The following is an 18,726-nucleotide window of genomic DNA, read 5'->3' on the forward strand; positions in this document are numbered from 1 at the left end:
CGCGATGCGCCGCGCACGTTCCAGGAACGCGGCCCTGGTGGCCGTGGGTGCCCTGCTCACGTCGATGCTCGGCGGCGGCCTGGCCGCCGAGCCGACGGCCGAGGCGCAGGCGGGCGACGCGCCCGCGTTGACCGCGGCGACCTTCGCCGACCCCCCACCGACGGTGCGCCCGAAGTACCGCTGGTGGATGCCGATGGCCTTCACCGACGACGACCAACTGCGCGCCGAGTTGGCCGACATGAAGGCCATCGGCGCCGGCGGCGCCGAGGTCCAGACCACGACCGCCGCCGGTCCCCGGGCGTTCGATCCGGCGTTCCTCGCCGAGTACGGCTGGGGCTCACCGGCGTGGGCGCGCAAGGTCCAGACGATGGCCGAGCAGGCCGACAGACTCGACCTCGCGCTGGACCTCACGATCAGTCCACGGTGGCCGGCCATCGTGCCGACGGTGACCGACGTCAACGATCCCCGGGCGTCCCAACAGTTGGTGTTCTCGCACGCCTTCCTCACCGGCGGCACCCGGTATGCCGGCGCGCTGCCGGCCAACTACGACCCCCGGCCGCCGGCGGGCGCGCACCGCACGACGATCGCCGCGTTGCTCGCCCGCTGCGCGGACGCGACCTGCGCCGGCGGCGACGGTCCCGTGCTGCTGCACCGCGACAGCGTGCGGGAGGTCACCGGCAGCGTCGGTGACGACGGCACGCTGCGCGTGGACGTGCCCGGCGACGCGGCGGACACCTATGTGCTGATCGGCGTTTTCCAGACCGGCGACGGCCAGCTGCGCAACAACTTCACCACGACCAAGCCCAACTACTTCCTCGACCATCTCAGCGAGCAGGGGGTGCGCGCGACCACGGAGTTCTACGACTCGTCCATCCTCGTGCCGCCGGTGCGCCGGGCACTCGACGCCGTCGGCCGGGTCGACCTGTTCGAGGACTCGCTCGAGCTCGGCGAGTCTCCCAAGTGGACCTGGGACTTCGCCGGCGAATGGCAGCGGCGGCGGGGCTACTCGCCGATCTCGGTCCTGCCGGCGCTGGCCGGCGCGGGATCGGCCGGCCTCACCGGCGACCCGACCTTCGAGTTCACCGACGGCAGCGGCCAGCGCGTCCGGACCGACTACCGGCAGACCTGGAACGACCTGTACCTCGACGCGCGGCTGGATCCCCTGCGGGACTGGGCGAACGACCGTGGGCTCGCGTTGCGCGCCCAGCCCTACGGCGGTCCGATCGACACCCCGGAGGCCGCGAGCCACGTCGACGTGCCGGAGGGCGAGTCGCTGGTGTTCTACGACAACATCGAGGCCTACCGCCTGGTGTCGGTCGGCGCACACCTCAACGGCACCCCGGTCGTGTCCAGCGAGTGTTGCGCGGCAAGGGAAAACGTGTGGGCGACGACCGCGGGCGGCTGGCAGCCGCCGGCCAACCTGCGGTCGGTGTACCGCGGCTACGCCGGTGGCGTGACCCAGGTGGTGTGGCACGGCTACCCGTACCTGACCAAGGGCGAGGGAACCACCGACCAGACCGTGTGGCCCGGCATGTCTTACGGCGGCAACACCTCCTTCGCCGAAGGGTGGGGCGCGAAGGGCGGTCCGAACTGGACGGACCACCGGGCGATCAACGACCGCCTCGCCCGGCTGCAACTCGTGCTGCGGCACGGCAGGCCGACCTTCGACGTGGCCATGTACCTACAGGACTTCGGCCTGCGGTCACCGGCGACCCGGCTCACCGGTCCGGACCGCCTGCTGGAGAGCGACTCGCCGCTGGCCGAACACGGCTACACCCACGAGTACCTCAGCCCGGCCAACCTGCGGCTGCCCTCGGCGCGGGTGTCCCACGGGCGGCTGTTCCCGGAGGCGGGCAACTACCAGGCGATCGTCCTTGCCGACCAGCAGACGATGGCGGTCGACACGGCCCGCCGGTTGGCCGGCCTGGCCAGGGACGGGCTGCCGGTCGTGTTCGTCGGCGACCTGCCGTCGGCCACCCCGGGCCTGCACGACGCGGCGGCCGCGGACGCCGAACTGCGCCGGGTGATCGCCACCCTGGTCCGGCGGCCGACCGTGCACCGGGTCGCGGAACTGACCGCCGTGCCGGACCTGCTCGCCCGGCTCGGGATAGGTCCCGCCGCCGCACACGCGACCGACTCGGCCGACGTGTTGAGCGTGCGCCGTACCGACCGGAACACCGACCTCTACTACCTGTTCAACCAACGCTCGTGGGCGACCGAGCAAACGCTGACGCTCACCGGCGACGGCCGACCGTACGAACTGGACACCTGGACCGGCGAGATCACCCCACTCACCGACTACCGGCGCACCGCGCACGGTGTGGTCGTCGACGTCGCCATGGAACCGGCCGACACCAAGGTGATCGCGTTGACCACGCGCCAGGACGACACCTTCCGCCCAGCGGCCGCACCGGAAACCGGGCCGACCGGCGCACGCGGCGACGGGCTCGCCCCGGCGCTGCTCGACGACTGGACCCTGCAGGTGGAGAGCTGGCAACGAGGTCCGACCGGACTACCCGGCGACACCACCAGAACGGCGCTGCCGCCGACGCCGGTGGTCGCCGGCGAGCGGGGCGCGCTGCCGCCGTGGTCGGCGATCACCCCGGCCAACGGCTACGACGTCGATCTGGGTGACGTGTCCGGGGTGGGCACCTACCGCTCGACGTTCACTGTGGACGATGCCTGGCGCGGCGTGCGCACCGCGCACCTCGACCTGGGCACCGTCGTGGACACCGCGACGGTCACCGTGAACGGCACCCGCCTGCCGGCGCTCAACCCCCAGGACCCGCACCATGTCGAGGTCGGCCACCTGGTGCGCCCTGGGAGGAACACCGTCGAGGTCCGGGTCTCGTCGACACTGATCAACGCGGTCCGGGTGGCCCCGGGAACCGGCGCGGCCGGCCGCGAACGCCAGGCCTACGGCCTGCTCGGCCCGGTGCGCCTGACCCCGGTCGACGCGCGACAGCCGACCATGACCGTCGAGGCACTGGAGCGGGAACTGCCGCTGGCGGCCGGCGGTGCCAACCAGACTCGCGTCCGGATCGCCAACCACTCGCCGAGACCGGTGACGGTGTCGGTCGACGTGTCCACCGGCGACGGCGTGCACGCGGTCGCTGACCAGCCAAGATTGCGCATTCCTGGTCGGTCGTCGGTGACCACGCCGGTGCGGGTGCGGGGTTGGCAGCAGACGGGGTCGTCTGGTCTGGTGATCGATGTGGCGGCGACGAACGGGACGCGTGGGCAGGCGTACGTGTCGCTTCGACATTCCGACAACCTGGCGCTCAACCCGACCGGAAGCCCGTATCCGCGCGTCTGGGCGGCCAGCTACCAGTACCAGCACCCGCCGTCGTTCCTGACCGACGGGCGGACCTCGACGTACTGGGCCGCGAGCGGCCAGACGCCGGGGGAGGCACCGTCGGCCGACCGGCCGGAGTTCATCGGCGTCGACCTCGGCCTGCCGACGGTGGTGCACGCGGTCGGCACGCGCGGCCGGGGCAACTGGGCTCCCAAGGCGTTCGACGTGCAGACGTCGATCGACGGCAGGCGGTGGCAGACCGTCGGGTCCGAAGTGGAGGCACCGAGGGCGGACAACATCACGGCGGTCACGCCGAAGCCGGCGCGCTATGTGCGGCTGCGCATCACTCAGGGGTGGTATCCCACCCAACCTGGTCACAACACTCAACTGGCCGAGTTCGCCGTCTACGCGAACCCGGTCGCGGAGCCAGGAGGACAATGATGACCCTGCTCTCCAGACATCGGTCCACAGTGGCCGCGGCGTGCGCCGTCGTGGTGCTCGCCTCGACCGTCGCCGTCCAGTCGGCACAGCCGGCGACGGCGGACGCACCCGGGCCGCGGCTGTCCGCGCTGTCGGCCCGGCCCGACATGGTCACCGCCGGCGACGTGTTGGTCGCCGCGGACGTGCCGCGCGGCGAGCGAGCGCGGTTCACGCTCAACGGCGCGGACGTCACCGACGCCTTCCGGCCGGGCACCGACCGGCACACCCTCACCGGCCTGGTCGACGGGCTCCGCCCGGGAAAGAACCGGCTCGTGGTGAAGGCCGGGTCGCGGCGCGACCAACTCGTGCTGACCAACCACTCGGCCACCGGCCCGGTCATCAGCGGTCCCCATGAGACGCCCTACATCTGCACCACCGACGTGTTCAAGCTGGTCGACGGCGGCACCCTCGGAGCCCCGCTCGACGATGACTGCTCGGCGGCCAGCCGGGTCGACTACGCCTACCGGTCGACCGCCAACCAGACCAAGCCCCTGCCGGATCCCACCGTTCGGCCGGCCGACCTCGCCACGACGACCACCAGCACCGGCGAGACCGTGCCGTTCCTGATCCGGATCGAGACCGGCACGCTCAACCGGGCGATCTACCAGATCTCCATGCTGCACGATCCGTCCGATGAGGACCCCGCGTTCGACCGCCGGGGTCCCGGCTGGAACGACCGGCTCATCTACACCTTCGGCGGCGGCTGCCGCGGCGGTTGGTACACCCAGGGCACGAGCACCGGCGGCGTGCTCACCCCGCAGATGCTCGGCCAGGGCTACGCGGTCGCGTCGGCGTCGCTGAACGTCTTCGGCAACAACTGCAACGACCTGCTGGCCGCCGAGACGATGATGATGGTGAAGGAACGGTTCGTCGAGCGGTACGGCGATCCGCTGTTCACCATCGGCTGGGGTGCCTCCGGCGGGTCCTACCAGAGCCACCAGATCGCCGACAACTACCCGGGGCTGCTGGACGGCATCGTGGTCGGCCAGTCCTTCCCGGACGTGATCTCCGCGACGAACTTCACGCTGTTCGACTCCCGGCTGCTCGACCACTTCTTCACCGAGGTCGCGCCGGGGGAGTTCACCGAGGAGCAACAGCGCCAGATCGCCGGTTACCGGGTCTGGCGCAGCATCGGGAACCTCAGCGACGGCGCGAAACGGCTGGACCCGGACGCCGAGTTCCCCACCGTGCTGCCGGCCGAGCTGCGGTATGACGCGCGGGCCAACCCCGGCGGCGCGCGCGGCACGGTCTACGACCACACCGCCAACGTCTTCGGCCGGTACCCGAAGACCGGATTCGCCAGGCGCCCGCTGGACAACGTCGGCGTGCAGTACGGGCTGGCCGCGCTGAACTCCGGCGTGCTCACGCCTCGGCAGTTCCTCGACCTCAACGACGGCATCGGCGGACTGGACCTCGACGCGGAGCCGACCGCGCGCCGCACCGAGGCGGACCCGGTCGCGCGCGACGCCGCGTACCGCACCGGACGCATCCTGTCCGGCGGGATGGGCCTGGCCGACACCCCGATCATCGACTACCGCGCGTACTCCGACGACGCGGTCAACGGCGACATCCACATGAACACCCACGGGTTCGCCACCAGGGCCCGGCTGGCGGCGGCCAACGGCGACGCGGACAACCAGGTCTTCCTGGTGGAGGACAACGTGCACGGCGGGTTCAGCCTGAACAGCCCCACCCTGCGGGCCGCACTGTCCAGTATGGACGAATGGCTGACCGCGCTGGCCGACGACGACTCGGCCCGGCCGGACCACCAGCGGGTGGTCCGCGCCAGGCCGGCCGAGCTCACCGACGCCTGCTGGACTCCAGGGGCCGACTCCCGCAAGATCGTCCAGCCGATCACCGCGGACAACGCCGGTGAGTGTGGGCGGTTGTTCCCCACCTACGCCACCGCGCGGCTGGTGGCCGGCGCGCCACTGGCCGACGACGTGGTGACCTGCCATCGCAAGCGGATCGACTGGCGCGACTACGAGGTCGACTTCACCCGCGCCGAACGCGCCCGCCTGCGGGACATCTTCCGATCAGGCGTGTGCGACTGGTCCAGGCCCGGCATCGGCCAGCGCCCCCCACGCGGCACCTGGCAGGTCATCGACTGACGCGGTGACTGAGGCGGTGAAGGCGTCCTTCCTCGCGTCCAGCGCGCCGAAGGACGCCTTCACCGCGGTGGGTTAGCGAGCCGGAGGCGGGGTAGACCCTGGTATGGCGACCTCGCTTACGGCGTTCGCGTTGACCTGCTCGCTCAAGCGGTCTCCGGCGCCGTCCAGCAGTGACCTCATCGCGCGGCAGGTGCTCGACGAGCTGCGGTCCCATGGCGTGCCGGGCGACCTGCTGCGCGTCGTCGACTTCGACGTGCGGCCCGGGGTGGCGGCGGACATGGGGGAGGGGGACCAGTGGCCGGAGATCCGGCGGCGAGTCCTCGACGCCGACATCCTCCTGCTGTCCGTGCCGACCTGGATGGGACATCCGTCGAGCATCGCGCAACGGGTGATGGAGAGACTGGACGCCGAGCTGTCCGAGACCGACGACCATGGCCGGCCGTCGATGTTCGGCAAGGTGGCCGTGGTCGCGGTGGTGGGCAACGAGGACGGCGCCCACAAGATCATCGCCGACTGTTTCCAGGCGCTCAACGACGTCGGGTTCACCGTGCCCGCCCAGGGCGGGACATACTGGAACAACGAGGCGATGAACCCCAAGGACTACAACGACCTGGACCGCACCCCGGACGCGGTCGCCAGCACGAACCGCACGGTGGCCGCCAACGCAGCGCACCTGGCACGGCTGCTGAAGGAGTCGCGGTACCCACCGAAGTCCGCCTGATCTCCTGGCCTCTCACACTCTGTCGTCGGTGGGCGAGGTCGTCGACGCGACGCTCCTGGAATGTGATCGCCGGTCGAGCCACCAGCACACCGTCAGGAGCAGGACCCCCTGTGTCACACCCGCGGCCACGAGCAACGTGAAGCTCGACAGGCCGGTACCGGAAACGTCGACCTCCACCAGGATATGGGAGGTTGGTAGGCACACCAGGTGCAGCCAGATACCGCCAAAACTCGCGCCGATGGTGGGCTCATCGAGCCAACCCCACGTCGCCACCGCCACGACGATCACCAGCACCAGGTACCAGATCCCGAACCACCGCAACCGCCAGGGAACACGTTCCGGTGCCATGGTGCTCAGTATGCCGCTCGACGAATCTGACGACCACGACTCGCGTGCGCTCAAAGACGTAGCGAGAATGTAGGTGGGGAGTTAGGCCGCCGTCCCACGATGGCGTCATGTCCCCTCACCTCAGCCGTCGCGGCTTCCTGGCCGTGCTGCCCGGCGCCGTTGTGGCGACCTCGCTCGCCCCCGGTGTGGCCGCCGCGAACGCCGCCGGCGCGGACATGGAGCTGGTCGTGCTGGCCGCGCAACTGGACCCGGTCAAGGACGGCACCGGCCTGACTCCCGGCGCCGGCCCGAGCGTGACGCTGGTCGAGAAGGCGCTCGCCGCCAAGGGCTTGCTGGCCGCGGCCTACGTCGACGGTCACTTCGGCACGTCGACAAGAGCGGCTTACGGGCGCTGGCAGGAGTCCCTCGGGTACACCGGCCTGGCGGCCAACGGCCTGCCGGGCCGGGCCTCGCTGACCGCCCTGGGCGATGGCCGGTTCACCGTGACCCGCCCCATCGGCCCCGGCACGCGCACCACGCACCAGGGCTTCCCGGTCAACACCAGGACCGTCGCCATGCTCACCGAGGCCAAGCGGCGCGCGCAGGTCCCGTTCGTGCTGGAACAGGGCTCCTACTCGCCGGGCGAGGACCCCACCTCGGCGGGCACCCACGACGGCGGTGGCGTGGTCGACCTGGACGCCGAGGCGCTGACCGGAAACCAGCGCACCGCCGCGCTCATCGCGCTGCGCGAGGTGGGTTTCGCCGCCTGGCTGCGCGACCCGTCACAGGATGACTGGCCGTGGCACATCCACGCCGTGGCGGTCAACGACACCGACCTGTCCACCCCCGCGCAGAACCAGGTCGGCAAGTACTACCTCGGCCGCGACGGCCTGGCCGGCAACGGCCCGGACGACGGTCCGGCGGTGCCGAAGGTGACCTGGGAGCAGTACCTCCGGGCCACCCGCTGAACAAAAACCCTGCACCAGATTGGAAGTCAGTATGCGCAGACTGAGCTGGAGGGCCGGGGCAGCCGCCATGGCCGCGGCTGTCATGGTCGCCACGGGGCTCACGTTGATGTCCACACCGGCGGCCGCGGCCGACCGCGACGGCAACTGTGACAGCGGCGAGTTCTGTTACTACTACAACAGCGACAACGCCGGTTCGGTGTCGGACTTCTCCGGCTCGGTCGCCGACTACGGCACCACCCAACCGTCCTGCTACGAGTTCAAGGGCGCCGGCAACGGCCAGAGCGAGTGCATCAAGAACAACGCGGCGTCGGTGTGGAACCGCAGCAGCGTGACCGTGCGGGTCTACTTCAACACCGGCTACGGCGGCGCGTCGCAGAACTTCGCGGCCGGCGCCAAGGGCAACCTGAACACCACGTTGAAGAACAACAACGCCTCCCACCAGTTCAACCCGGGCACGGCCGGCCAGTTCTGGCTGCCGTTCCCGTGTGGCGAGACGTGGGAGGCGGGCACCCGCACCAACCACAGCCCGGCGAACGCGGTGGACTTCAACCACTATCCCGACGATCTCAACTGGATGGTCTACTCCTCGGCACCCGGCACGGTGTCCAAGGTGGCCAACACCGGCAGCACCTCCTACGGCCGCTACATCGTGATCGACCACAGTGGAGGGTGGCAGACGCTCTACGCCCACCTGAACTCCCAGAACGTCTCGGTCGGCCAGAGTGTCTCGGAGAAGACGATGATCGGCCGGGTCGGCAGCACCGGCGGCTCGACCGGCCCGCACCTGCACTACGAGCAGAAGCTCAACGGCGCGGTGCAGAAGGTGACCTTCCGGGACGGCAACCCCGTCTACTGGGGCAAGACCAACGTGAAGCGCACGACCAACTGTCCCTGACTGACACTGGACCCCGGGCCGCCGTGCGGCCCGGGGTCCTCAGCCGTCCAACACCCCGAGCAGCTGGCGACAGTCCTGTTCGCTGTCCCGGTTTCCGTTGCGCCGGAACATCTCCGCGGCGCGGAGCAACGGCGGCAGCGCCCGGTCGCGGTCGTGCAGGTCGGTGTGGATCCGCCCGAAGGTCAGCAACGTGAACGCGACGCACCGGTCGTCCTGGAGCTCGGTGAAGATGCCGAGCGCACGGTCGAGGTCGTGCAACGCGCGGCCGGACTCGCCGGTGCGGTGGCGCAGCTCGCCGAGTCCACTCAGGACGACCGCCTCCCGGTGCACGTCCCCGTCGGCAACCGAGATCTCCAGTGCCTGGGTGTACCAGTCGCGGGCGTCGCCGAGCCGGTCCGTGGCGACCATCAGCCTGCCGACCGCACACCGCAGCTGGGCCTCCTTCGCACGGTCCCTGACCCGGACGAACGTGGCGAGCGAGCGGTGCACGTACCGCAGCGAGGTGTCGTACCGGCCGAGGTGCCGGTCGATCGTCGCCATGCCCGACGCGGCCAGCCCCTCGCCGAGCTCGTGGCCGACCGAGCGGAACAACATCAGCGACCGGCTCATGTTGCCCGCCGCCTCCGCCAGCTCGCCGCGATAGATCTGCACGTGCGCGAGGCCGCGCAGCAGCACCGCCTGGCCGAGGTCGCCGTGCCCGGCCAGGCCCAGTGCCAGCTCGTGGTTGGCCAGCCAGTCGTCGTAGCGGGCGCGGTCGTCCTGGTACGGGACGAGCGCGGCGGTGAGCGCCCGGCACAGGTCGGCGCAGCGCCACCGCGCGGCCAGCCGGACCATCCAGGACAACAGCGCGCGGTCGGCGTCCAGCCAGGCCAACGAGTCACCCACCAGCCCCTCGGCGATCTCGGCGGGCAGCGTCCAGTCGGGCAGCGCGTCGGCCACCGGGTCGAACAGGCTCGGCGGCCTGCGTCGCTGCGCGCGGGTGACCAGGTCCAGCCAGGCCGACAGCAGCCGGCGGGCAGCGGCGATGGTGTCGCTCCCGGCCGCGCCGCACCGTTCGGCCGCGTACACACGCAGCAGGTCGTGCAGCCGGTAGCGGGGCTGGCCGGCGTGGTCGGCGGACACCAGCTGGACGAGGTTCGCGTCGACCAGCACGTCCAGCGCGTCGTCCGCGCACGGCCGGTCCAGCAGGGCCGCGAGCACCCAGCCGGGGAACTCGTGCGGCCCGAGCAGACCGAGCAACCCGAAGCCCCGCACCACGTCCTCGGGCAGGGACCGCAGCGACAGGTCGACGCTGGCACGCACGTCCAGGTCACCCAGCTTCAGCTCGGCCAGGCGCGAGGACTCGTCGGCCAGCCGCGCGCGCAGTACCTCCAGCGTCCAGGACCGGCGCCCCAGCAGCTTGCCGCCCGCGATGCGGATGGACAGCGGCAGGTGGCCGCAGTAGCCCACGATCGCCCTCGCCGCCGCCGGCTCGGCCGCGACCCGGTCCGCGCCGGCGATCCGCGCGAGCAGCTCGTACCCCTCGGCCGGGGCGAGCGTGCCCAGCTCGACATGCCGGGCGCCCGGCAGGTCGGTGAGCAGGTGCCGGCTGGTGACCACGACCGCGCTGCGGCCGTTGGGCGGCAGCAGCGGGCGCACCTGCGCCGAGCCGCCCGCGTCGTCGAGCACCAGCAGCGTGCGCCGGTCGGCCAGCCGCGACCGCAGCAGCGCGGACCGCGCCGCCGTCCCGTCTGGCAGGTACTGCCCCTCGATGCCAAGGCAGCGCAGGGTTTCCGCGAGCAGCTCGGTCGCCGGCCGGGGCCGCCCGGAGGTGCCGGCCAGGTCGAGGTAGATGTGCGCGTCGGGGAACGCGCCGGCCACCTGGTGGGCCGCGCGCAACGCGACGGTCGACTTGCCGGTGCCGGGTCCGCCGTGCACGACCGCGATCGCCGGCGCGTCGCCATCGCCCGCGCCGAGGTGGCCCACGAGCTGGTCGGTCAGCGCCTGGCGGCCGGTGAAGTCCGGGATGACGGCGGGGAGCTGGCGCACGGCCACGGGCGCGCCGCCGCCCGCGCGCAGGGTGCCGTCGAGGATCTGCTGGTGCGTGGCGCGCACGCCCGCGCCCGGCTCGGAGCCAAGCTCCTCGACGAGCACGGCGCGCAGCCTGCGGTACTCGTCCAGGGCCTCGGCCTGGCGCCCGGTGTGGTAGAGCGCGATCATGAGTTGGCGCCAGAACTGTTCGTGCAACGGATGTTCCGCGACCTGCGCCCGCAGCTCCCCGATCACCGACGCGTGCCGCCCGAGACCGATCTCCGCGTCGACGCGTGTCTCGATCGCGGTCAGCCGCAGTTCGGTCAGCCGCTCCACCCGTGCCCGCACCCGGTCGCCGGTGGCGGCGTCGGCGAACGGGGCGCCCCGCCACAACGCCAGCGCGTCGCCGAGCAGGGTCGAGCCGTGGTCGGTGTCGCCCCGGCGTACGGCCGCGATCCCGGCCAGCGCCCCCGACTCGAACGCCAGCGCGTCCACGTCGCCCGCGTCGGCCACCAGCCGGTAGCCCCGCGCCGACCTGGCCAGGATCGCCGCGTCCCGGTCGTCGAGCAGCCGGCGCAGGCGCATCACGTAGCCGTGGATCTGGGTGGGCGCGGTCCTGGGCGGGGTGCTCGGCCAGACCTCGTCGATGAGCTGGTCGGTGTGCACCGGGTTGGGTTCCTGGGCGACCAGGCTGCCGAGGACCGCGCGGCACTTCGCGGCGCCGATCGGCTGCCAGCTGGTGCCGTCGAACACCTCCATCGACCCGAGGACCCGGATGCGCATCGGCGCAGCCTCTCTCGAGGAGGACTTGGCTGAAGCAGTGTGACATATTTTCCGCGCCTGGGAGCATCTCGTTACCCGAGGCTGCCTGGTGACGCGAGCGCGCCGCGAGTCAGGGCGTGTGCTGGTCGACCGTCCTGGCGCGCGGGGAGGGCAGCCGGAACAGGGTCCGTAGCCTGCGCAACGCCTCGCGGTCGCCGGTCGCCGTCGCGTCGTCGAGCACCTCGCCGACCGGGCGGCTCTCGCTGGTCAGCCGGAGGAACGCGGCCTGGCTGAGCGTGACGGTCGCGTCCGGGTGCTGGGCCGGCCCGTGCCGCGCCTCGATGGTGCCGTCGTCGATCCGGGCGTGGAAGACCTCGTCGTCGACGCGGAACTCGTACACCGCGCGGAGTCCGGCGGCGGCCTCGGCGTCGAAGCAGGCCCGCAGGCCCAGTACCGCCCAGCCGGGATGGAACGTCTCGCTGTCCCGTTTCTCGCCCATTCCCCAGGTCAGGCCCCACCTGGCCAGTTCAAGGATCGCCGGGCCGAGTCCTTCGCCGGCCTCGGTGAGCGCGTAGGCCGGCGTGCGGGCCGGCGGGGGGAGGGTGACCCGGTGTGTGAGGCCCTCGCGTTCCAGGTGCCTGAGCCGGGCGGCCAGCAGTCCGGTGCCCAGGCCACGCAGGCTGGCCTGCAGGTCGCCGAAGCGTTTCGGCCCGGTCAGCAGTTCGCGGATGAGCAACAGCGTCCAGCGCTCGCCGACGAGGTCGAGCGTGCGCGCGGTGGCGCAGTACTGGTTGTACGTTCGCTGTTCCACTTCATCACCCTAGACTTCACGCTTCCTGTTCCTGAACGAGCGCGCGGCCGGGCAGCAGGGGCAGCACCCGGTCGGCGAACTCCTCCAGGCCGGCGTCGTGGTCCTCGGTCGCCAGCCGGATCACCACGTGCCGGGCGCCGGCCGCGGCGTAGCCGGTCAACCAGTCGGCGGCCTGGCGGGCGGTGCCGGCGAACACGGCCTGGAACGAGGCGATGAGGTCCAGCGGCACGTTGTAGTAGCGCTCGATGCTCGCCCGCAGGCGCAGGGTGGCCTTCTCCTGGTCCTCGTCCAGGCACAGCGTCGCGTACAGGGCGGGGGTGACCGGCCTCGGCGACTGCTCGACGACCTGGCACTCCTGCGCGTAGGCCGTCGCCGTCGGCGGGTAGGGCAGCCAGCCGTCGGCCAGCCGGGCCACCCGCCGCAGCACCGGCGCGCCGCTGCCGGCCAGCCAGACCGGCGGCCCACCAGGCCGCGCCGGCGCCGGTTCGAGCCGCACGTCCGCGAAGGCGACGTGCCTGCCCCGGTAGGACACCGGCTCTCCCGACCAGAGCAGCCGCATGGCGTCGATCGACTCGGCCATGCGGCCGACGCGGCTGGCGAAGTCGATGCCGACCGCGGTGAACTGGGCGTGGGTGCTCAGGTTCGGGAACCCGGCGCCCATGCCCGCGATCACCCGTCCCGCCGACAGCCGGTCGAGGGTGGCGAGCTGGTGGGCCAGCAGGATCGGATGGCGTAGTGCCGGCAGCAGGACCGCGGTGCCGAGCATGATCCGCTCGGTGGCCTGGGCCGCGGCGGCCAGCAGCAGCAGTGGGTCGGCGCGTGGCCTGGTCACCGGGCTGTCGCCGGCCCAGACCGAGTCCAGGCCCAGTTCCTCGGCCCGCCGGGCCTGGGCGACCAGCCGCCCGGGGTCGTGGTCCCCGAGCACGGCCTGGTCCCGTGTCGGCAGCAGGTAACCGATCCTCAGCATGGGCGCAACAGTGGACTTCTTGTTATTGAAGTGTCAAGTTCAGTTTTCGGTAGTAGTGAACATGACCGGCAACGAGGCCGGTCCCCGGGTGAACACGCCCCGCTCCACCGGCGCCACGTCGTCGGCCAGGCGCAGGCCGGGCAGGGCGTCGAGCAGTTGGTTGGTCGCCACCTCGACCTCGGCCCTGGCGAGCAACGCGCCGACGCAGAAGTGCCGGCCCAGCGCGAAGGACAGGTGGTTGGCCGCGGCCGAGAACGCGGTGGCGGCCGGCAGGTCGTTGCGGAAGATGGTGAAGGTGTCCGGGTCGGCGAACCGGCGAGGGTCCCGGTTGGCCGCGCCGATCAGGCAGATGACCGTGCTGCCGGCGGGGATCGTGCCGCCGCTGACCGTCACGTCCTCGGCCGGCTGGCGCATGATCATGTGTACCGGCGGGCTGTAGCGCAGGGTCTCGGCCAGCGCGCGGGGGACCAGGCCGCGGTCGGCCCGGACCGCGGCCAGCTGCGCTGGGTGCTCGAGCAGGTTCTTGAACAGGCTGGCCACGGCCTTGTCGGTGGTCTCGCCGCCGGCGGCGAGCAGCAGGCTGACGAAGGCCTTGATGTCCTCGTCGGACATCCGGGTCTGGTCGATCTCGGCCGTGCAGAGCACCGACAGCAGATCGTCGCCGAGGTTGTCCCGGCGCCGCTGGATGATCGGGATCAGGTACGCGGCCAGCTCCTCGCGGGTGCGCAGCCCGGCCGAGGTGACCTCCTCGTCCTGGCTGAGGTTGCCGAGGAACGCGATGATCGAGGTGTACCACCGCTGGAAACGCGCGTGGTCGGCCTGGTCGAGGCCCAACATGTCGACGATGACGTTGATCGGGAAGTGGTTGGCGAACTCGGCGACCAGGTCGACCGAGCCGCGGTGGCGGAACTTGTCGATGAGCGCACGGGCGTTGCGCTCGATGACCGGCAGGAACTGGTGCTCCAGCGTGCTGCCGCGGAAGGCGGGCGCGACCAGCGCCCGGCGCACGGCGTGCTCGCGCCCGCTCATCTGCAGGATCGTCCTGCCGTGCACGGGCGCGATCTGCCAGTCGTAGTTGTCGGTGGTGAACACCGGATCGCGGAAGGCGCGGAACAGGTCCTCGTAGCGGGAAATGAGGAAGCTGCCCGTGGCCTCGTGCCAGACCAGCGGCGGCCCGTCGAGCATGAGGCGATAGGCCCGGTACGGATCCGTCGCGAACTCGGCGGACAGCAGGTCGGGCGCTTCGTTGGCCGAGGTCATGATGCTCCCCGTCGAGAACTCGGGAATCCGACCCCGTCCAGGCTAGTCCGGGGTGCGCGATCTGTCCTGTTCCGGGTCTGTGCTTGCAGCAGGAGACCCTCGGACTGATGATCTAGCATCGGACACCATCGCAGGACACCGCTGAGGGGAACGTCGTGGACCGTCGCCTGATCCAACTGGATGTGGAGAACTTCCGCAGTCTGCGCAAGGTGTCTATTCCGCTTGGGCCGCTCAACGTCCTGGTGGGACCGAACGGCGCGGGCAAGACCAACGTGCTCGAGGTGTTCCGGTTCCTCGCGGACGTGATCCGTACAGACCTGGAACCTGCGTTGCTCCTACGTGGCGGTTTCCCCGATGTCGTATTTCGCGGCGGTGAGAAGATGCCATCCGCCATAACGGTGAAACTCAAGGCGACCTGGACTACCAACAGCAGCATGAACGCTCCGGACGAGTACGTGTTGCGAATCGGCCACGCTGGTCCGAACCTCACCCGACGCGAAAGTTTTCAGTTCAAGCGCAAACAAGGACGCGGTCGTCGTATCACGATCAGTGGCGCGAAGGTAGCTGTGGTGGGTATCGACAGCGATCATGGTGAATCCACGGAACATGAGATCGGCATCCAGCGGATGAGTAGCGGCTTGTCCACCTTGCCCAGACTGTCCGACGACCGAGGTGGGCGAGAGGTCAGTACCGTCGCCGAGCGGCTGGCGTCGTTCCGGATCTTCGATGTGAGCGTCGATGCGGCCCGCAGGCCGTCGCGAGTCCCGCGGAGCGCGCACGAGCAGCTGGACGAGGATGCGGCCAACCTGGCGGCATTCCTACTGAGCCTGCGCAATCGGGACGAGGACGCATGGCTGCGATTGGTTGACGATGCCACCAGCGTGCTTCCGCAGTTGAGTGATATCGACTTCGACTATCCGTCCGGCCCCGCTCGCGAGATCGTCGTCGTGTTGCGCGAGAAAGGGTTGCGCCGGGCTACTCAGCTCGCCGACGCCTCCTTCGGCACCATTCGACTTCTTGGTCTGCTGGCTCTGCTCTATGACCCGAACCCGCCAGCGTTGACCTGCGTCGAAGAGATCGATCATGGTCTGCATCCGCAGGCGTTGGAGCTTCTGGTGGAGCGGCTTCGCGATGCCAGCCATCGGACACAGTTCCTGATCGCCACGCATTCGCCGGCGATGGCCAACCGGCTTACGCCGGACGAGTTGCTTATCTGTGAGCGTCGGCATGACGGCTCATCGGTTATTCCCGCCATACCTACCAGGAAGGTCGAACGGATCGTTCGGGAAAGCGAAGGGCTGCCGCTCGGCGAGCTGTGGTTCTCCGGCGCACTGGGTGGTGACCTGTGACCAGGCGTGGGGGAACGTCCGAGCGGGCAACCAGGAAACCGGTGGTGGTCGTCGCTGGCGAGGACAGCAACGACCGTGCGTGCCTACGGCTTCTGTTGGAGGCATTCTGTCCTGACATGCGGGGTAGGATCGTCGAGATCAGTGACTCCGTTCGGTTGCGTCAGGCGACTGAGAAGAACCTGTCGGACCGGATCAGCGTCCTTTCCAAGAAGGTGCGTGCGCGCCACTCGAGAGGAAACGTCCGTTGCGTGTGTGTTCGTCCACGAGGATTTCGACGCGTGCGACGGCCATGATCTGGTGACGACGCGCGAGCGTGTGCAGCAAGAACTCGAAAAGCAGTTCGACACGGCGCACTATGTCCTCGCGGCTTGGGAGATGGAGGCGTGGCTGCTGCTGTTCCCGGATGCGCTCGCCAAGGTTGCGACCGGCTGGCGGGTTCCGCAGAAATACCTGATGCGGGATACCGGGCGATTGGCTGACCCGAAGCGGATTCTGATGACTCAGGTGAGCAGGTCAGCCAGGCGATATCGCGAGTCCGACGCACCCCGAGTGATCGAGAAGGTGGTGAGCCTTGGACAGCACACCACACCAGTCGGGTCGAATCGAACCTGGGACTGGTTCACCGGTGACACCCGGCGGTGTTGCGCCGGGCACCTGGCTGGTCGAGGAGGTGGGTGAATGGTGATCGTCCTCGCGGACTGCTGACCCGGTTCGTCCACATTGGCCCAGGTCAGCGTCGGGTGGTCGGTTGTGCTTCCATCAGCGGCGTCCAGTGTCGTCCACGGTTCGGATCACGATGTCAGCTTTCTTGTTCGGTCTGCTCACCCTGCCGGTCTATCTGGTGATGCTGTGGCCGTTGGTGGTGGCCTCCCGCCGGGTGCTCGGGTTCCGGATCGGGACCGTGCGCGCGCTGGTCGGTGCGCTGGTCGGCTGGGTGATCGCGGTGCGGCTGGTCTACCAGCTCGCCCAGCCCCTTGAGCGCTCGCCCAACCTGTTCTTCGGGCTGTTGATCCCGATCGCGGGCTGCGCGTTCCTCGGCACGCTGATCTTCCTGTTCATCGCGGAGATGGCGGTGCCGAGCGGCGGTCGGTTCGGGCTGGTCGGCCGGGTGCGCTCGGTGCGCGGGCGGCTGGCGCGGACCCGGCGGTACTCGCAGGTCAGCCGGATCGCGGTGCGGCACGGTATCGGTCAGTACCTGGTCGGCCGGCGGGACGCGGACAGCACCCGGCACGCGGTGCTCGCGCGCTCGCTTCGCCGGGCGCTCGAGGACGCCGGGGTGACGTTCGTGAAGCTCGGCCAGGTGCTGTCGACCAGGGCGGACCTGCTGCCGCCCGCCTACATCGACGAGCTGTCCCGGCTGCAGGACCAGGTGCCGCCGGCGCCGTTCGCCGAGGTCGAGCGGGAGCTGACCGAGGAGCTCGGCCGCCCGATCGGCGAGGTGTTCGCCGAGTTCGACCGGGAACCGCTGGCCGCGGCGTCCATCGCGCAGGTGCACCTGGCCAGGCTGCACAGCGGCGAGGAAGTGGTCGTGAAGGTCCGGCGCCCCGGCCTGGACCGGATCGTCGACCGGGACCTCGACATCATCCGCCGAGTGGCGCGGTCGTTGCAGCTGCGCGCGAAGTGGGCGCGCTCGCTCGGTGTGGTCGAGCTCGCCGAGGGGTTCGCCGACGCGCTCGTCGAGGAGCTCGACTTCCGGCGGGAGGCCCGCAACGTCGCCGCGGTCGACGCCGGCACGGACGTCGCGGTGCCCGTGGTGCACCTCGAGTTGTCCGGCGAGCGGGTGCTGGTGATGGACCGGCTGGCCGGCGAGCCGGTGCGCACGGCGGTCGGCGGGGTCGACCGGGAGCGGCGGGCCGGGCTGGCCACGGCGCTGCTGGAATGCCTGCTGCGGCAGGTGTTGCTGCACGGGGTGTTCCACGCCGACCCCCACCCGGGCAACGTGCTGTTGCTGGCCGACGGGCGGCTGGGGCTGCTGGACTTCGGCTCGGTCGGCCGGCTGGACACCGGGCTGCGTGACGGGCTGCGTGACCTGTTCGCGGCGATGGACCGGGGCGATGCCGGCGGGTTGCGGGACGGGTTGCTGGCGATCGTCGACCGGCCGGACGAGATCGACGAGCAGCGGCTGGAGCGGGCGCTCGGCGCGCTGCTCGCCAAGCACCTCGGGCACGGGCACACGCCCGACATCGACCTGTTCACCGCCATGTTCCAGCTGATCGCGGACTTCCGGCTGGCGGTGCCGCCGCCGATCGCCGCGGTCTTCCGCGCGCTCGCGACCGTGGAGGGGACGCTGACCCTGATCTCGCCCGGCTTCGACATCCTGGCCAGCTCGCGCACGTTCGCCGCCGGGCTGATCGGCGAGAAGCTGCACCCGGACTCGGTGCGCCGCACCATGACCAGCGAGCTCGTGGCGTTGCTGCCGGTGCTGCGTAGGCTGCCGCGCCGGGTCGACCGGGTGACCTCCGCGCTGGAACACGGCAGGCTGTCGGTGAACGTCCGGCTGTTCGCCGACGAGCGGGACCGGGCCGTGGTCACCGGGCTGCTGCACGAGCTGCTGCTGGCGTTCACCGGGACGGCCACCGGCGTGATGGCGGTGCTGCTGCTGGCGAGCACGAGCGGGCCGAGGGTGACCGAGGACCTGACGCTGCACCAGGTGTTCGGCTACAACCTGCTGGTGATCAGCGCGATGCTCGGGCTGCGGCTGCTGTTCGTGGTGTTCCGCGCCCAACGCGGGCGGGTGGCGCGCGAACAGGGCGTCGAACGCTGAGTTCCC

General features: G+C 70.7%; 13 protein-coding genes. 8 read left to right on the plus strand and 5 right to left on the minus strand.

What is annotated here, in order from left to right; genetic code table 11:
• Window positions 1-4 precede the first annotated feature (4 nt).
• The 3 genes from ACYVIP_RS24055 to ACYVIP_RS24065 all read left to right on the plus strand — a co-directional run bounded on the left by ACYVIP_RS24055 (window position 5) and on the right by ACYVIP_RS24065 (window position 6,607).
• Entirely contained in the window at window positions 5-3,736 is a 3,732-nt protein-coding gene (locus ACYVIP_RS24055) for a glycosyl hydrolase (RefSeq protein ID WP_460400065.1), read from the plus strand.
• Window positions 3,736-5,886 (plus strand): DUF6351 family protein, encoded by a 2,151-nt coding sequence (locus tag ACYVIP_RS24060; protein WP_460400067.1) that lies wholly within the window; start codon window positions 3,736-3,738, stop codon window positions 5,884-5,886. The genes ACYVIP_RS24055 and ACYVIP_RS24060 overlap by 1 nt, the downstream gene beginning before the upstream one ends.
• 103 nt (window positions 5,887-5,989) lie before the next feature.
• Window positions 5,990-6,607: a flavodoxin family protein gene (locus ACYVIP_RS24065; protein WP_460400069.1), complete on the plus strand. Its 618-nt coding sequence runs from the start codon at window positions 5,990-5,992 to the stop codon at window positions 6,605-6,607.
• A gap of 12 nt (window positions 6,608-6,619) precedes the next feature.
• On the opposite strand, the gene ACYVIP_RS24070 is transcribed toward ACYVIP_RS24065, so the two are convergent.
• Window positions 6,620-6,955: an SCO4225 family membrane protein gene (locus ACYVIP_RS24070; protein WP_460400126.1), complete on the minus strand. Its 336-nt coding sequence runs from the start codon at window positions 6,953-6,955 to the stop codon at window positions 6,620-6,622.
• A 107-nt stretch (window positions 6,956-7,062) separates the two neighbouring features.
• Here ACYVIP_RS24070 and ACYVIP_RS24075 point away from each other — a divergent pair, with 107 nt between their 5' ends.
• Window positions 7,063-7,902 carry a peptidoglycan-binding protein gene (locus tag ACYVIP_RS24075; protein ID WP_460400071.1) on the plus strand — a complete coding sequence of 280 codons (840 nt, stop codon included), beginning with the start codon at window positions 7,063-7,065 and terminating at the stop codon, window positions 7,900-7,902.
• Window positions 7,903-7,969: 67 nt separating this feature from the next.
• On the plus strand, window positions 7,970-8,797 hold the full coding sequence (locus ACYVIP_RS24080; protein ID WP_460400073.1) for a peptidoglycan DD-metalloendopeptidase family protein: 828 nt from the start codon (window positions 7,970-7,972) through the stop codon (window positions 8,795-8,797).
• A 39-nt stretch (window positions 8,798-8,836) separates the two neighbouring features.
• Here the strand turns inward: ACYVIP_RS24080 and ACYVIP_RS24085 are convergent, their stop codons facing one another.
• From ACYVIP_RS24085 to ACYVIP_RS24100, 4 genes are all read right to left on the minus strand, one after another.
• The gene (locus ACYVIP_RS24085) at window positions 8,837-11,590 is read right to left on the minus strand and encodes an AfsR/SARP family transcriptional regulator (RefSeq protein WP_460400075.1); all 2,754 of its coding nucleotides are present in this window, start codon (window positions 11,588-11,590) and stop codon (window positions 8,837-8,839) included.
• A gap of 109 nt (window positions 11,591-11,699) precedes the next feature.
• Window positions 11,700-12,380, minus strand: a complete 681-nt coding sequence (locus ACYVIP_RS24090; RefSeq protein WP_460400077.1) for a winged helix-turn-helix transcriptional regulator — start codon at window positions 12,378-12,380, stop codon at window positions 11,700-11,702.
• A 16-nt stretch (window positions 12,381-12,396) separates the two neighbouring features.
• Window positions 12,397-13,347: an LLM class flavin-dependent oxidoreductase gene (locus ACYVIP_RS24095; protein ID WP_460400079.1), complete on the minus strand. Its 951-nt coding sequence runs from the start codon at window positions 13,345-13,347 to the stop codon at window positions 12,397-12,399.
• Between the two features lie 39 nt (window positions 13,348-13,386).
• Window positions 13,387-14,607 (minus strand): cytochrome P450, encoded by a 1,221-nt coding sequence (locus ACYVIP_RS24100; protein ID WP_460400081.1) that lies wholly within the window; start codon window positions 14,605-14,607, stop codon window positions 13,387-13,389.
• Between the two features lie 155 nt (window positions 14,608-14,762).
• On the opposite strand from ACYVIP_RS24100, the gene ACYVIP_RS24105 reads away from it, so the two are divergent.
• The 3 genes from ACYVIP_RS24105 (at window position 14,763) to ACYVIP_RS24115 (ending at window position 18,720) form a co-directional block, all read left to right on the plus strand.
• Complete coding sequence (locus tag ACYVIP_RS24105) at window positions 14,763-15,956, plus strand: AAA family ATPase (RefSeq protein WP_460400083.1); 1,194 nt, start codon at window positions 14,763-14,765, stop codon at window positions 15,954-15,956.
• A 252-nt stretch (window positions 15,957-16,208) separates the two neighbouring features.
• Window positions 16,209-16,634: a hypothetical protein gene (locus tag ACYVIP_RS24110; RefSeq protein ID WP_460400085.1), complete on the plus strand. Its 426-nt coding sequence runs from the start codon at window positions 16,209-16,211 to the stop codon at window positions 16,632-16,634.
• 118 nt (window positions 16,635-16,752) lie between these two features.
• On the plus strand, window positions 16,753-18,720 hold the full coding sequence (locus tag ACYVIP_RS24115) for an ABC1 kinase family protein (RefSeq protein ID WP_460400087.1): 1,968 nt from the start codon (window positions 16,753-16,755) through the stop codon (window positions 18,718-18,720).
• The last annotated feature ends 6 nt before the right edge of the window (window positions 18,721-18,726 follow it).

Source organism: Actinophytocola sediminis, from assembly GCF_054779715.1.